This is a genomic window from Pseudomonadota bacterium (assembly GCA_013285445.1).
In the GTDB taxonomy this organism is placed as follows: domain Bacteria; phylum Pseudomonadota; class Gammaproteobacteria; order Xanthomonadales; family Wenzhouxiangellaceae; genus Wenzhouxiangella.
Genome location: CP053448.1, coordinates 951,170 through 967,990, shown reverse-complemented (window position 1 = coordinate 967,990; position 16,821 = coordinate 951,170). Strand labels below are relative to the sequence as shown.

Genomic DNA, 16,821 nt, shown 5'->3' with positions numbered 1-16,821 from the left:
GCTGCACGGCGACGGTATGCCGGCACACAGCGGCGAGGACGAGCAGCAGGCGGATGGCCGGTAGCGTCATGACACGTGACACTGACGTACCGGCGTCACCATGCGCACCCGATGTTAACGAGAGCTTTGCGCCCGCCGTCTGCTGCCTGCCTGATCGTTCGGGCTCACTGGATCGAAACTGGCAAGCGGGGCTCCAGGCGCAATTGCCAAAATCGCGCCTGATCGATGCCCGCGAGCTGAGCGGGATTGATCGGCACCGCCTGCGCCAGCCATCACTGGCCGACCTGAGTGCGCTGGTCGCTCGCATCGGCGCTTCCGGAACTGCTCACGGGCTGCTGATCATCCGCAGCAAACTGGCGCTTCCGAATCGCTTCGGGCAGCGTCTTGCGTTGCTGGCCGGCGATTCGCAGTGCCCCCCGGTCACGGTATTCCCCGGCAATCACGACCCACGTATCAATCCGGTTGCATGGTATGCGGGCAGCCTGAAACAGATCGACATCGACAGCCTCGTAGCGGCCGCTGCCGACCGATCGCTGACACGGCTGTCCGAGCCCCCGCTCGATATCGCCTACGTGCGCGCCAGCAGCGCTGCGGCTGGCAACAGCCTGCGCGAAAAGGACTGTTTTCTGGCCGATGACTTCTTCATCCTCGACCCCGACCAATCGCTGAGCGCTGACCCGCCGGAAAACCTGGCGGTCGGTCATACGGTCAGCCGGGTTCGCCGGCTGATCGAGGAAGGCATAGACCGGCTGCCGTCCATTTCGCAGGACAGCAAACCGGTCAGCCTGCATATCACGCACTCCTGGGGCGGAGGCATCAAGCGCTGGATTGCCGATCAGATCCGCCACGACACGCACTGCCACCACCTCGTACTGGCCTCGGTTGGCAGCCGGGATGAACATCGGTTCGGAGAGGGCTACAAGCTGTATGCGGCCGGTGTAGACCGTGGCTTGATTCGATGTTTCCATCTATGCGAGTCGATCGCCGACACGGCCGGGAGCAACCCGGAATACCGACAGATGCTGGACTGGCTGATCCGAAGGTACTCGGTCGGCCGAGTGCTGGTCTCTTCGCTAATCGGCCATTCCGTTGACTCGCTCAGGACCGGCTTGCCAACCGGCCAGATTCTGCACGATCACTATCCGGTCTGGCCGATCTTCAATCGTGATCCGCTCGACTACCTGGATCGACAGGGGCGATTGCAACTACGACGCGCAATCAGCGATGAGGGTGGGCGGTTTCGCTTCAGCCACACAGCTACAGCGCACTGGCAGGCGCTGCGCGAGCAGTGGCGTGCCGCATACCGCCGTCATGATGTGCAGTTGATTGCGCCAAGCCGTTCGGTCAGGCAACGCTGGCAGTCACTATTCCACGGGCACGATCTGACGGCCATCCATGTGGTTCCCCATGGATTCACCAGCCCGTACCCGGACACCGCCAAGCGCCGCCGGCGCCGCCCCAGCGCTCCGCTAAAGCTGCTGGTACCCGGCCGGATCGCCGCCGGCAAGGGTGCCGATCTTCTGTGTCAGGTGGTCGATCGCTTACCGGAAGAGGTCTCGATCACGCTGCTCGGTGCCGGCTCTGGTGGCATGGCGTTTTTCGGCAAGCCCCGGATCGACATCATTATGGACTTCGATCAGGCTCGTTTGCCGGAGCTTCTTGATCAACTTCAGCCGGATGCGGCGCTGCTGTTGTCGACCGTGCCCGAAACCTGGAGCTATACGCTAAGCGAATGCCGTGCCCTGGGCCTCGTGCCAATCGCCACTCGCATCGGCAGCTTTGCCGAGCGCATCGAGCACGGGGTCGACGGCCTGCTGTTCGAACCGGACGGCGAGGCGCTGCTGGCAATGCTCGCCCGCCTGGGAAAGAACCCGATGTTGCTTGCCGAATTGTCGCCGCACCGCCCTGGCGAGCCCAGCGTCGCCGAATCCAGTGCGCGCTACAGTGAAATCGTGCCGGCCGACAACAGCGTGCCCAGATATATCCGCTCCAGCGAGTTTGGTCTAGCCGATTTTCGCGCCGCGCTGCAGGCCGACGCGAACAAGGCCATTACCATCGACCGACTGCAGGATCGACTGGAAGCGCTCGAGCAGGATCTGCACCGGCGCACCACCTGGGCATTGAAGCTGGAGCGGCTCAAAGACGACAGAACGCGCTGGGCACAATCGCTGCAGGCCGAATTCGATCGGGCCCGTACCCGGCTCGAGGAGATCCAGACAGAACTGGTCGAGAGAACAAAATGGGCGCGCAGCCAGGAACGCCTGGCCGCGGAGCGCACCGAGTGGGCCAGGAAACTTGATGCGGAACTGGACGAACTCCGCAATCGGCATGGCAAGCTGCAGACCGACCTGGAGCAGTACCAGCACCTAAACGAGCAGCTGCGCCAGGAAATCGAGCAGCGAGACCTGCGGATTGAATCACTCAATGCCGAAGTGGCGCGACTGGAAGAGCAGTATGCCGCTTTCGCAAGACAACTGGCTGAACGAAATGCCGAAATCCAGTCGCTCCAGACCCGGCTTCAGTCCCTCCACACCGACTTTGAGCAAGTCACGGCAGACCGGGACCGTCTGGCCGCGGAACTGACGCTGGTCTACCAGAGCCACTCGTGGCGTTACACCCGCTGGCTGCGGGCATTTCGGCGTGTTCTGACCAATGCCGGCACTGCTCGCGCCTATAGCCCGCTGCGCTGGCCGCGCCTGCTCGGCAAGGCAACACATTTCCTGCGGCTGTACGGTTTCCGGGAAACCGTCAACCTCATGCAACACGTTCGCGAAGCCCCGTCCCATGAGCCGGACGATGTTCCGTTCACCACACCCGGCACCGCGGCCGCAATCAGTCCAATCAGCATACCGACCGCCGACAATCCCCAGGCCAGCGTCATCATCCCGGTTTTCAACAAAGTGCAGTACACGTTCGAGTGCCTGCAATCGATCGTCGAGCATACCGCGCCGGGCATCTGCGAACTGATCGTGGTCGATGACTGCTCCAGCGATGAGACTGCCGCCTTTCTCGACCAGTGCAGCGGCATCCGGGTGCTGCGCAACCCGGACAATCAGGGCTTCATTCGAAGCTGCAATGCCGGAGCCGAGGCCGCGAGGGCACCGGTTCTTGTGTTCCTCAACAACGATACCCTGGTCTCCTCGGGCTGGCTGAACGCGCTGCTGGAGTCCTGGTCGCTATTCCCCGAAGCTGGCGTGGTGGGCGCACGACTGGTCAATGCCGACGGCACCCTGCAGGAGGCCGGCGGCCTCATCTTTTCCGACGGATCCGGCTGGAACTACGGTCGCAACCGCGATGCTGCCGATCCTGAATACAACTTCGCCTGCGAGACCGACTACGTCTCCGGTGCCTGCCTGGCCATCCGTCGTGATCTTTTCAGGCAGCTTCAAGGGTTCGATGAGCACTTCGCGCCCGCCTACTACGAGGATACCGATCTGTGCTTTCGGGTTCGCGCGCAGGGACTGAAGGTCATCTACCAGCCGGCCTGCAGGATTCTGCACCACGAAGGCATCAGCTCGGGCACCGACGAGAGCAGCGGCACGAAGCGGTTCCAGGCGGTCAATCGGGACAAGTTCCTGTCGCGCTGGCGCGATACGCTGAGTGCACACCCGACACCACCCGCTGATGCCGACGCCCTGGACCATGTCCGGCAGGCGCGTCAGCGCTACTGCCGCGGTCATGTGCTCGTGATCGACGCCACCACGCCCGAGCCCGACAAGGATTCCGGTTCCGTGCGCATGCTGGCCATCCTCGAAATGCTGCGGGAAATGGGCTTTCTGGTCACGTTTGCCGCCGAGAACATGGCTCGCATTCCAGGCTACACGCGCAACCTGCAGAAGCGCGGTATCCAGGTGCTCTACCATCCCTGGGTCCGCGATCTCGACCCATGGCTTGCCGCCTTCGGGAGCGGTCTGGATACTGTCTTTTGCAGCCGACATTACGTGCTGGCTCCGCTTATCGATACCATCCGCCGCTTCTGCCCCGGAGCCAGGCTGGTATTCGACACGGTCGATCTTCACTTTCTCCGGGAAGAGCGCAAAGCCAGGCTGGTCAACGACCCGGGTGCACTGCGGGCTGCGCGCAAGACACGCGATGCCGAAGTCGCGCTGATGAGGAAATCCGACCTGTCGCTGGTCGTCAGCCCGGTGGAACAGCAGCTGTTGGCCGAAATTGTCCCGGACGCAGATGTTCGCGTTCTATCCAATATTCACGAGGTCGTCGAAGAGGTACGGCCCTGGCGGGAGCGTCGCGACATCTTTTTTATCGGAGGATTCCAGCACCCGCCCAACATCGATGCCGCCGACTGGCTGGTTGACGAAATCATGCCGGCATTGCGCACAGACAGCCCGGATATCCGGCTGCACCTGATCGGCAGCCGCATGCCAGAGAGAATTCGCCAGTTGCACGCTCCCGGTATCGTGGTTCACGGTTTTGTCGAGGACGTGACCCCGTTCTTGAAATCATGTCGACTGTCCGTGGCGCCGCTGCGATACGGCGCCGGGGTCAAGGGCAAGGTCAATCAGGCCATGGCCTGGGGCGTGCCGGTCGTGGCGACCAGCTGTGCCGCCGAAGGCATGTTTCTGAAAGACGGTACCGATGTGCTTGTGGCCAACGATACCCGGGCTTTTGCCGCCTGTATTCGCCGCGCCTACAGTGACGAAAATCTGTGGAACAGGCTTTCAGCCAACGGACAAAACAACGTCAGGCGTTATTTTTCCCGTCAGGCCGCGCGCCGCGCGTTGCACGATATCTTGGCCGGCGAGGTCGAAACCGTCGCCGCGGATTCCTGATGAAGAACCCGAAGCACCCGCGCTATCGAATGCGGGTCACGTCGAAGACGTTCGGAATCTGCTGCATCCTGGCCATTAGATTCGACAACTGCTCGAAGTCCATGACCTGAACGGTCAGCTCGATCGCCACCCGGTCGCTGGTCGGGTCGTGGCTGGCGTTCATGGCAGTCACGTTCACTTTTTCGCTGGCCAGAAGCGTACCCAGGTCCTTGATCAGGTCACGTCGATCCCAGGCGTCGATGCGGATGGCTGATGGATAGCGGCTGCGGCCGGCATCCGCCCAGTGCACTCCGAGTACGCGCTCGGGGTGCCGCCGCCTCAGGGCAAGGAACTGGCGGCAGTCCTGTCGATGGATGCTCACGCCCCGGGTGCGCGTAATGTAGCCGGCAATCTCGTCGCCGGGAACGGGCTGGCAACAACGCGCCATCTGGTGCATCAGGCTGCCGAGCCCCTCGATCCGGATGTCTTGGTCACTCGACGGTTCGGCGTCGGCCTTGTGCACGGCGATCGAGGCTTCGCCGCGGTCATCGCGGCGAAAATAGCGCTCCACGGCATGGGCGACCTGTGTGGCAGTCAGGTCTCCCGCCCCGATCATGGCATACAGCTCCTCGATGCGATTGGCGTTGAACCGGTCGAGCACATGACCGATCATCCCGGTATCCAGGCTGAGGCGTCTGAACTCGGCCTCGACGGCCTGGCGCCCGGCCGCCTGGTTTTCGCCCTGGTCCTGCTGCCGGAACCACTGGCGGATCTTGGCCCGGGCGCGTGCGGTGCCCACGTAGCCCAGGCTCGGCAACAGCCAGTCACGTGACGGATTGGGTTGCTTGCCGGTCAGGATTTCGACCCGGTCGCCGTTGTTGAGCTGATAGGTCAAGGGCACGATACGGCCGTTGACCCGAGCCCCACGACAGCGATGGCCGACCTCGGTATGGATCAGGTACGCGAAATCCAGCGGGGTGGCACCCGCAGCCAGGTCGCGCACCTCGCCTTTCGGCGTCAGCACGTAGATCCGGTCCTCGGTGGTCAGATTCCGAAATTCTTCCAGCAGGCTATCGTCGTCGCTGTCGTCTCCGTCCGAACGCTCGAGCAGCCTGCGCATCACGCCGATACGGTTTTCCAGCGCGTCATCGCGCGGCCCACCTTCCTTGTATCGCCAGTGTGCGGCCACTCCGAGTTCGGCGTGACGGTGCATTTCATGGGTGCGGATCTGCACTTCGACAACCCGCCCGCTGTCGGTACGCACTGCCGTGTGCAGCGACCGGTACAAATTGGCCTTGGGGTTGGTGATGTAGTCGTCGAATTCACCGGGCACCGGCTGCCAGCGCGTGTGCACCAGCCCGAGCACCGAGTAGCAATGCTCGACGGTGTCAACCAGCACGCGTACGGCGCGCACATCAAACAGCTCGTGAAAGTCCAGCCCCTTGCGCTGCATCTTGCGCCAGATGGAGTAGATGTGTTTGGCGCGGCCGCTGACCTCGGCATCGATGTGCGAATGCCTGAGCATCTGCTCGAGATCATTCATGAAGCGCTGGATGAAGGCCTGGCGATCCGATCGTTTCTCGGCCACGAGTCGAGCGATGCGCTGGTAGGTCTGTGGCTCCAGATAGCGAAAGGAGACATCCTCGAGCTGCCACTTGAGCTGCCAGATGCCCAGCCGGTTGGCCAGCGGCGCGTGAATGAGCTGTGTTTCGCGCGCCAGCTCGCGGCGCAGGTCTTCCGGACCACTTTCGGCAGCGCCCAGGCGGGCAATCTGCCAGGCCAGCGCGACCAGCACGACCCGCACATCGGCCACCAGGGCCATCAACAGCCGGCGCAGCCCCTCGGCGCGACTGTGGTCATCGGGCAGATAGGTGCGGCCGAAGTGGGTCAGCGTGCGCAGCTGGCCGAGCAGCTGCAGGACTTCTTCGGGCAGGTCATCGCGCAGGGACGCGAGTTCGGCCTCGTCATCGAGCGCCAGCGGCAGCACCAGGGTGGCAAGCACCGTGGCGGTGTCCGGCGACAGGGATTCCAGTGCCTTGAGCGAACCGGCGACCAGCTGCAGCTGCTGTTCATCGGTGTGCTCGAACAACCGCTCGCCGGCCCGCAAGGCCAGTGATTGGTCCTTTCCGGCTGCCGGCACCGCCTTGAAGTAACGCTCAAGCCAGCGTTCGACAACCTGCCTTTGTGTGCTACCGGGACGTCCGGTCGAACGGGGTTCCATGAGGGCTCGGGCCACTGCCGGGCGTCGACCGGCCGGCAGCGGCAAATCTCAGGGGACCGCTACGCTGTACTCGTGCGTGCCCGCGCCCAGCCATCCCGGGTTATTGTTGTCGGTCCAGTCGTACAGCGTCAACTCCAGCCGCTGACTGCCGCCCGTAATCGGGGTGACGAGGAAATGCGACGTCGTTCCCCCCGGATCGGTGATGCCGACCGCTCCGGCCGTCACACCCGCCGACGGGCCGAACCACGCAAAACCGCTGCTATCGGTCGGCCCGATCGTCTCGGTTTGCGTGCAGCCCGGGCCATCCATGCAGTGGGTGAACGACTGGCCGACTATGGGGCCGCCCGCGGCATCGGTCAGAACCAGCCCGTAGCGGATCAAGGTCGAGGGATCGAGGTTGCCCTCCGCATCCACCGTCACCGACACAGCGCTTTCGGTGTCCTTGGTCAGTGAACCGAAATCATGGAAGCTGAATGCCGCGGCGCTGACGTCGAACGGGTCACTGTCGACGAAGCGGTTGGGCGAGCTGATCGAGGCCCGCAGCTCGTAGCCCTGACCCGAATCGGGAACGCTGAGGGAAGCGAACGTCGCGACTCCGGCAACGGCGGTCTGGGCGGCCTGGAAGGTGCCGCCACCGTCGATACGTCGCTCGAGGCTGACCGTCAGGGTGCTGCTGGTCACGACGTTGCCTTCGGCATCGACGATCTCGACGGCAACCGGCGGATTCATGGTCTCGTTGGCGACGACATCGCTCGGTTGCCCGCCGTCGGCAAAGCGCAGCTCGTCCGGGGCACCGGGCTCGAGCGTGACAATGGCTGTATTGTCGAAGGCCGAACCATCAAGCAAGGGCACGATCTCGACCGGGTCGGCGATCGTTCCGGCAGTGTAGATCGCGGTGTAGCTGCCGTCACCCAGGTCCGTCACCGGGCCGATACTCCCCTTGCCGGTGTCGAGCGACTGAAAACTGACGGCATCGCCGCCGCTGATCAGCGGGTTGTTGTAGAAATCCCTGAGCTCGACGGTAAGCGCGCTGGTCGAGCTGCCGTCGGCCGTCAGGGTATCCGGCTCGGCCGTGACCGTACTGGTCTGCGTCGAGGCGCTGCCCGGCAGCAGGGTAATGCTGGTGGTATTGGCAAAGTCCACGCCATCAAGTCGCGGAACGATATCAACCGCTCCGGTTACGGTGCCGGCATAGTAGGTGGTCTGGTAGCTGCCGTCACCATTGTCGTCGATCTGGCTGTCTATGCTGCCCTGGGTCGGCGTGACAAAGCTGATCAGGGCGCTATCGCCGCCGCTGTCCAGGTCATTGCCGAATTCGTCCCTGAGCTGGATGTCAAGCTGGCTCGACGACTCGCCGTCCGCGGTCAGCTCAGCGGGTGTGGCGATGACCGTGCTGGTCGTTGCCGATGCTGATGCCGGTTCGACCGAAATCGAGGTGGTTTGGGTAAACGGCGTGCCGTCGAGCAGCGGCACAATCGCAATCTGGCCGGCCACCGTGCCGGTTGTGTAGGTGGCACTGTAGGTTCCATCGCCCTGGTCAATCACGGTGCCGATCGTGCCTTCGCCGGCACCGAGCGGCTGGAATCCGACCGGATCTTCGCCGGCGACGAGGTCGTTGCCGAATTCATCCCTGAGCAGAATCTCCAGCGCGCTGGGGCTTTCGCTGCCCGCAATCAGTCCGTCATTGGGTGATGCCGTGACCTGGCTGGTCAGCGGTGATGCCGGGCCGGGAACGACGTCGAAGTCGGCTGTCCAGACCGGATCGAGACCGCTGGCCTGCAGCCTGAGCGCGTAACCGGAGCCGACCTGGTCGACGCGCACATCCGACAGCGTAATCAGCCCGCAGTCATAGCTCTGGCTGACCGGGTCGATGATGTCGCCGGCGGGATTGCCATCGACCAGGTCGATGCTCAATGCAGGCGGCGTGGCCAGGTCGCAGGCCGTCTGGTTGCCGAACTCGTCCCGCACCATGACCTCGGCGCCGAAAACCTCGCCGGCCTGAACGGAAGCAGGCGGAGAGGCAACCGCCTGCAGGTAGTCCGGCAGGCCGGGCATGAACTCAACCACCACATCGGTCTGGTCGGCGCCACGATCAAATGATGCGTTGAGTCCGGGATCGTTGAGCGAATCGTCGGTGACCTGGAAATCGATCCGGTATTGGCCGGCAACCGTCGCGGCTACCTGGAACTCGGCAACGCCGGTCAGGCCGGTCATGCCGACCCCGGGCGAAACCACGACGTCAAAAGGGCTGACTGGGTCGCAGGTCTCCATTTCCAGGTCGATCCGGCAGACCGAGGCGACCTCGATCTCCAGCCCGACCAGGGGGATTGGGTCATCGCCAACATTGTCACTGTCGAAGGCTTCGACCTGCAGGGTGAGGCCGTCGGCGGTGTCATCGGTCACCACCGACTCATGCGTTCCATCTGCGACACTGATCCAGGAACCGTCACCTACCACCAGAATCTCGGCCTGGGCCGCGGCATTCTGGGGTACCTGGCCAACCCCGTCGAGCGCCACCGCGGCACCGAGCAGCTCGATCGTGCTGCCGCGAGTCGATTCCTGCCATACATCGCGCTCGACCTCGATGACGATCTCCTCACCGGCACCGAGCCGCAGATCCTCGACCCGGATGAACGTCAGCGGGGAACCCTGCGGCGGCGACAGGCCATTGCCACAGGAGCTATCAGGCCCGGCAGTACACTGGATGCTGCTGATGAAGTTCAGCTGCGCGTCGAAAAACTCTGGGTTGGCCGGATAGAGCTCCTGAAAAGCCAGCGGGTCGATCGCGCTGTCGCCCTCGTTGAAAAGCCGGATCTCGTAGCTGGCCGTTCCATCGATACGCGCCTGCTCCGGCGTCGGCGTAATCGTCAACGACAGATTGTTGCTGGGATCATCGCTCTGGAATCTCGAGGTGAACAAAACGCCCGGATCCAGGCTGCCCTGCAGTTTGAAGGTCTCATCCGGTCCCTGCCGGAAAAAGCAGTGCGTACCGGCACTGGTCGGGGCCAGCAGGTCATCATTGACCAGCGCATACTCGAAAAAGTCCTCGAACTCGAAATCGATCACCAGGTGTCCGTTGACATCGGTCACCTCCAGGCGCGGCACGCTACCGGTCTTGCCGGCGTCAAAACAGACCACCGGTCCGACTACGCTGAACTCCACCGTGTTGTCGGCCACGTTATAGGCCACGCCATCCGGCGAGGTCACGGGAAAGCGCGGCGAGTCACTGCCGATCAGCAGCCCGAACGAGGTCTGCTGCAGCCCCAGCTGATCGAACAGGTACCCGGCATCGGGGTGCCGCTGTGAACCCATATCGCCCAAGGCGAGCATCGGCCATGTTGCCAGCAACACCAGGATATAAGAAAAATGCATCAATCGCGGTTTCAAGATTACTCTCACCTATTGAATGACCTGCGTCAAAAATCGCACTTCACACGAATAATCAGTAGTTTAAACAAATGGCTTGTTAAGAAGTTCATTAGTTTTCGACAAAATTCAGTGGTTGAAGCGCCGTTATCGCCAAATGCGCCCGATTTCTTGCAATCCGTCACATTCACGCACGTCCGCCGCTCCTGACAACCTGCTGCCAGGCCGCTTCCAATCGCTGACGTGAAACCTTGACCGATGTCCCGAGCGACTGGGCGAAAGTCTGCACCCGGTACTCCTCGACCAGCCAGCGATAGTCATCCAGCGCGTCGGTATACCAGCCGCCCGATGAAAGATAATCCAGGTAGCGTCGCCACCAGGGCGCAACCGCCTCCATGCGCTGACGATCCCGGACCGGATCGTGCTCCAGGACATTCAGTCGCTGACGCATGGCCGCCAGATAGCGCGGATAGTGCACCAGCCGTTCGGCTTCGATATCGTTAACGAAACCGGCATACATCAGGTCATCGAGCTGATCGCGCATATCGGCCACAGCCCGTGGCACCGCCTGCTCGAGACTGTTCAACCCGATCGACAGTTCGTGCCACTGCCGCAGACTGCTGTCTGCAGTGTTGGCGATTTCGGCATAGCGGCCCAGCAATTCCCGACGAACGGCGGTAACCCGCTGATTGAAGGCTTCGTGATCCCGCACCGCCCAGGCATCGCCCATCAGGTCGCGCAGAACCAGATCGCGCAATGCCCCGGCGAAGGCCAAGACATCCTCGACCCGGGCCCAGGCAAGCTGTGCTTCGCGCGACAGTCCGTGATGCTTGTGCAGGTACTTCCACTTATCACGCAAGGCCATGCGCAGCAGAGCTGCCAAACCCGCTCGATGGGCAAATTGCGCCTCGCTCAGGGTATCGAACAGACGCACGCCGGCGCGCTCACCCTGCCCGACCAGGGCCGGCCAGGCCTCGTGTCCCCCGCGAGTCCTGATGGTCTCGGGCAGTTCCGGAAACTGCTCCGGGCCCAGGGCGTCGCGCTGCCATTGCCCGGCCTGGCGCTCCATGAACTCACGGCGAGCCTGCTCGCTGAAGCGATCGACCAGGTCCCTGGCATCGCGACTCTCACCAAGCACTTTGCCCCCGTCCCCGCGCACCCGTACCCGGAAACTCAGATGCTTCGGCAGTTTGTCGAGCTTGAAATCGCCGGATTCGACGGTCATGCCCGACATGCGCGACAGTTCGGCGGCGAGGCGCTCGAGCAGGCTGCCTTCAGGTGAGCCGAGCGACTCCAGCGCGGCACGAGCGTACTCGGCTGCCGGCACCAGCGAACGGCGCTTGGCCTTGGGCAGGCTGGCGATCAGGGCCGTAACCTTGTCCTCGAGCAGGCCCGGCACCAGCCATTGCATCCGGTCGATATCAAGCCGGTTGAGCAGATGAAGTGGGCAGTCCAGGGTGACGCCGTCACATTCGCTGGCCGGATCGAAGTGATAGCGCAGCCGAAAACGTTCCCCGCCCAGCTCGAAATACTCGGGAAAGGCGTCATGCCCGGCCAGCGGCGCATCGTCTCTGAGCAGCGTGGCGCGATCATAAAGCAGGCGCTCGCGCTCGGCCGAGTCAAGACGCTCGTACCAGCGCGCGAACGCTTTGGTCGTATAGACGCCCGCCGGCAGGCGCTCGTCGAAGAAGGCTTCAAGCTCGCGCTCGGCGGCCAGCACGTCGCGCCGGCGGCGCTTGTGCTCATGCGTGGCCAGCTCCTGCCTCAGTGCGGCGTTGCGTTTGAGAAACGTCGCCTTGGAATCGATCTCGCCGCGCACCAGCGCATGACGAATGAAGATTGCGCGGGCGCTTTCGGGATCACGGGGGCCGTAGTGAATACGCCGCTTCTCGACCAGGACCAGTCCGTGCAGGCTGACCTGTTCGTAGCCCATCACCCGGCCCGAGCGCCGGTCCCAGTGCGGATCGAAAGCGTGGCGCCTGAGCAAGTGGGCGCCCTGCTCTTCCAGCCATTCGGGCTTGACCGGCGCGACCATGCGCGCATAGGGCCGCGCGGTCTCGACCAGCTCCGCGGCCATGATCCATCCCGGATTGCGTCTTGCCAGCACCGAGCCGGGGAAGATGCGGAACTGTTGACCACGCGCGCCCTGGTACTCGCCGGCTTCCTGGTGCTGACCGATCATGCCGAGCAGCCCGGCCAGCAGGCTGCGATGTACCTTGTCGGCCTCGGCCGAGCCGAGATCTCCCGACCGCCAGCGCTCGTCGCGCGCGATCTGCCTGAGCTGGCCGTGGAGCTGGCCCCACTCGTGCAGGCGCTGGGGCGCCAGAAAGTGAGCCCGGGCTCGTTTGTCGGCCTGGCTGCGGGAGTGCTCGGTACGCATCGCCTGCCACCAGCGCCAGATCTTGAGCAAGGTCGAGAAATCCGACTCGGGCACGGTGAACTCGGCGTGGGCCTGGTCGGCGGCCTGCTGCCGGTCGAGCGGCCGGTCGCGCACGTCGGCCACCGCCAGGCCGGCGACCAGTACCAGCACTTCGGCCAGAGCGCCACGCTCGGCCGCCTCGACGAGCATGCGTCCGTGACGGGCGTCGACCGGCAGGCGGGCAAGCCTGCGGCCCAGCTTGGTGAGCTTTCGGCCGGTGTCGACCGCACCCAGTTCGAACAGGCTCTGGCGAGCCTCAGCGATCAGGCGCTTCGGTGGCGCATCGATGAAGGGGAAGTCCTCGGGGTCGCCCAGGCCCAGCGACAGCATTTCCAGCACGACGCCGACCAGGCCGGCGCGCTGGATTTCCGGCTCGGTAAACTCCGGGCGCAAGAGAAAATCGGCCTCGTCGAACAGCCGGATACAGGTGCCCGGGGCGACGCGTCCGCAGCGCCCGGCGCGCTGGTTGCACGAGGCCTGCGAGATCGGCTCCACCGGCAGCCGCAACACCTTCGAGTGGGCCGCGTAGCGCGAGATTCTCGCCAGGCCCGAGTCAATCACGAACCGGATGCCGGGCACTGTCAGCGAGGTTTCGGCGACGTTGGTAGCCAGCACGATGCGCCGCCCCTGGCCGGTGCGGAAGATGCGGTCTTGCTGGGCGGCCGGCAGGCGAGCGTAAAGCGGCAAAACTTCGGTATGGGACAGATTGGCGCGCTTGAGGGCGCGCGAGACCTGGAAAATTTCGCGCTCACCGGGAAGGAACACCAGTATGTCCCCCCGAGCGTCGATGCGGCCGACTGTGTCAACGGCGCGGTGCACTTGCTGCGCCAGGTCCTCGCCCTCTTTCGGTGTCTGGTATCGGACATCGACCGGATAGCCGCGGCCCTCAACCTTGATGACCGGCGCGTCGTCGAAGTGCCCGGCGAATCGCTCGGTGTCGATGGTCGCGGAGGTGATGACGATCTTCAGGTCCGGCCTGCGCTGGATCAGGCGCTTGAGGTAGCCGAGCAGGAAATCGATGTTGAGACTGCGTTCATGCGCCTCGTCGATGATCAGGGTGTCGTAGGCATCGAGCAGGCGGTCACGATGGATCTCGGCGAGCAGAATGCCGTCGGTCATAAACTTGATGTAGCTGTCTGCCGAGACCCGGTCGTTGAAGCGCACCTGGAAGCCAACCGTCTGGCCCAGCTCCGTGCCCAGCTCCTCGGCCACGCGCCGGGCCACCGAGCGCGCCGCTATGCGCCTGGGCTGGGTGCAGCCGATCAGCCCTCGCATGCCCTGACCGGCGTCCAGGCACAGCTTCGGCAATTGCGTCGACTTGCCCGAACCGGTCTCGCCGGCGACGATGACCACCTGGTGGTCACGGATCGCTTTCACGATGGCCTCAGCGCGGGCCGAGATCGGCAGGTTCGGTGGTTGACCGGTGTCAGGCCGGTTTTCGGCGCGCGCACGGCAGCGCGCCACCGACGCGGTCAGGCGCTGCTCATAGTCGCCCAGCAACATCGCGCGCTTGTCGGCCGGACCCCGAAACCGCGCCAGCTGCTTGTGCCGGCGTTTCAGGTCAACGATATCGCGCTGCATGACCTCGGCAGGATCAAAGGTCGGTATCTTGCTCATGGGTGCGTATTGTCACCCGTCGAGATTGGGAGTGCGAACAGGTGGTGCCGGCAAACGGCGGGCTTTAACTCCACCGTTTTCCCCGCGTCTGCCAACCGATGCGCCCACCCGCCACCGATCCCCACACCTTGATACGCTATGCGGCGAGCTCCCGCCCCCCAAGAGACCAAGCGATGAACTTCAAGAGCGACAACGAGGCCCCGGCCCATCCGGCCATGATCGAGGCAGTCACGCGCGCCAACGAGGGCTTCGCCACGGCCTATTCCGAAGACCGCTGGAGCCGCGAGCTGAACCGGCGGTTCTCCGAGCTGTTCGAGACCGACTGCCACGTTCTGCCGATCGCCACCGGCACCGCGGCCAACTGTGCGGCCATCGCCGAACTCAGCCCGCCCTGGGGCGCGGTCCTCTGCCATGAACTGGCGCGTATCCACAATGACGAGAATGGCGCCCCGGAGTTTTACTCGGCCGGCGCCAAACTGATGCCCCTGCCCGGTGAGGCCGGTCGGCTCGACGCCGACGTCGTGGCCCGGGCCGCCGACGGCGCCGGCACGCACGGCGTGCACAACGTCAAACCGTCGGTCGTGTCGATCACCCAGGCGACCGAATGCGGCACGGTATACCCGACCGAGACCGTCGCCGCCATCGCCCGAGCCGCCCATGAGCGCGGTCTGCACCTGCACATGGACGGGGCACGCTTCGCCAATGCCGTCGCCTCGCTGGAGTGCAGGCCGGCTGAAACCACCTGGAAGGCCGGCGTTGACGTACTCTCCTTCGGCGCCACCAAGAATGGCGCGCTGACCGCCGAGGCGATCGTCGTGTTCGACCACCCCGAGTGGCTTGAGGGCATGGAACGGCGCCGCAAGCGGGCCGGCCATCTGCTGTCCAAGATGCGCTATGTGTCTGCCCAGCTCCTGGCCATGCTCGAGGACGATCTCTGGCTGGAACTGGCCAGGCACGCCAACAGGTGTGCCACCGCGCTGGCCGAAGGCATCGAGGCTTGCCCGAACGCCTCGCTGTTCTGGCCAGTCGAGGCCAACGAAGTCTTCATGCAGGCCAGACCGAACATCCTGGCCGCGCTCAAGGCCGAAGGCTTCGAATTTCATATCTGGCCCGGCCACGATGACCTGGCCAGGCTGGTCTGCTCCTGGTCCACCACGCATGAACAGATCGAGCGCTTTCTCGAGGCACTCAAGAGCGGGTAAGGCAGGCCATCACATCGGCTCTTCCCATCGGCACTGACGATTACCGGCTGAAACGGCTCAACTGAAGGGTCCGCCGATTGCCCAATTGCATCGGTCAATGGAAGCGCGCGCCCTAGCCCGCATTATTCATGAATCGCCGCGATGATTGCGCAGGGGATTGTTCGCACAGCGGATTTTCCGACCGAGCGGAATACCAGGCTGTATTTCCGAAGCGCGCGCCCTAGCCCGTAAGCCGGGCAGAACACCGCCATCCCCGGGCAAGATCCCGGGGATGGCGGGCTCAGGGATAATACGGGCAAAACGTCCGGCCCGATCCATTCTCAACGGTTATCGTCTTTCTCGCTATCGGATGCTTCGTCGTCGATCAGCCTGAACTCGCCCAGCCGCACGTCCCCTCTGTGTTCTGCATCGAACAACCGGGATTCGGCGGCAATGACACTGTAGATGTCGAAGTGCGCGGGATCGTAGTACTCATCGCCAGTGAATTGTCTGCCGCTGATGATAATCGCTGTTGAATCCTGCGGCAGTGTACGATTCCAGCGCGCATGATCGACCTCGAAGACCCGCATGTTGCTGCCCCGGAAGCCGACCCGCGACCCGGTGGCGCTGCGCTGCGCCCGGCGCATGAAACTGGCTGTTCTGGGGACCGCGACCGCATCACCGAATCGAGGCATGAGCTCATCGTCGTAGATGCGGCGCGCCTGGGCCCGACCGGGCTCATCCAGACTGGCCCAAACCTGGTCTGCAACCTTTACCATTCGCGGATACCGGCGCTCTGCGGCGAGCTCGAACCACGCCCAAGCACGCGCCGGTTCCGGATCCGAACCCTGACCATTGAGGTACATCACCCCGAGGTTGAACTGGGCCAGCTTATCGGCCCAGCGCGCGGCACTCCTGAACTTGTCCATGGCGCTGAAGTACTGGCCGGCCGCATACGCATCGAGCCCCGCTGAGAGGTGTTTGTGACCGGGCGTGCGTTCGGCATAACCCATGCCGACAACCGCGCCCGGCAGTGACAACACCAGCACGACCATCAAGGTGAGCACGGTAGCGTGACCCGGGAGGTAACGGCGGGTCGAACGTTCTTCGCAGATTGTGTTCGCTTTTTTCCTCATTTCAAATTCCTTTGTTTCAAGACAGGTTCCCGAACGTGGCGGGGCTCCACTGTCGCCGGTACCGCCTGTTTCTTCTATGGAACGGAAGTGAAACCTGGCCAAGATCTGGCTG

At 63.7% G+C, this 16,821-nt stretch carries 6 protein-coding genes; 2 read left to right on the top strand and 4 right to left on the bottom strand.

From position 1 onward, the window contains the following. Positions 1-203 precede the first annotated feature (203 nt). Complete coding sequence (locus HND55_04460) at positions 204-4,790, top strand: glycosyltransferase (GenBank protein ID QKK01976.1); 4,587 nt, start codon at positions 204-206, stop codon at positions 4,788-4,790. A gap of 22 nt (positions 4,791-4,812) precedes the next feature. Here HND55_04460 and HND55_04455 read toward each other — a convergent pair whose 3' ends face one another. The 3 genes from HND55_04455 to hrpA form a co-directional block, all read right to left on the bottom strand. Further along, positions 4,813-6,990, bottom strand: coding sequence for a bifunctional (p)ppGpp synthetase/guanosine-3',5'-bis(diphosphate) 3'-pyrophosphohydrolase (locus HND55_04455; GenBank protein QKK01975.1), 2,178 nt, complete (start codon positions 6,988-6,990; stop codon positions 4,813-4,815). A 48-nt stretch (positions 6,991-7,038) separates the two neighbouring features. Then, the gene (locus HND55_04450) at positions 7,039-10,365 is read right to left on the bottom strand and encodes a hypothetical protein (protein ID QKK01974.1); all 3,327 of its coding nucleotides are present in this window, start codon (positions 10,363-10,365) and stop codon (positions 7,039-7,041) included. Positions 10,366-10,543: 178 nt separating this feature from the next. Further along, positions 10,544-14,392 carry an ATP-dependent RNA helicase HrpA gene (hrpA, locus tag HND55_04445; GenBank protein ID QKK01973.1) on the bottom strand — a complete coding sequence of 1,283 codons (3,849 nt, stop codon included), beginning with the start codon at positions 14,390-14,392 and terminating at the stop codon, positions 10,544-10,546. Positions 14,393-14,565: 173 nt separating this feature from the next. Here hrpA and HND55_04440 point away from each other — a divergent pair, with 173 nt between their 5' ends. Beyond that, entirely contained in the window at positions 14,566-15,594 is a 1,029-nt protein-coding gene (locus tag HND55_04440; protein QKK01972.1) for a low specificity L-threonine aldolase, read from the top strand. Between the two features lie 320 nt (positions 15,595-15,914). Here the strand turns inward: HND55_04440 and HND55_04435 are convergent, their stop codons facing one another. Beyond that, the gene (locus HND55_04435) at positions 15,915-16,709 is read right to left on the bottom strand and encodes a sel1 repeat family protein (GenBank protein QKK01971.1); all 795 of its coding nucleotides are present in this window, start codon (positions 16,707-16,709) and stop codon (positions 15,915-15,917) included. Between the last annotated feature and the right edge of the window lie 112 nt (positions 16,710-16,821).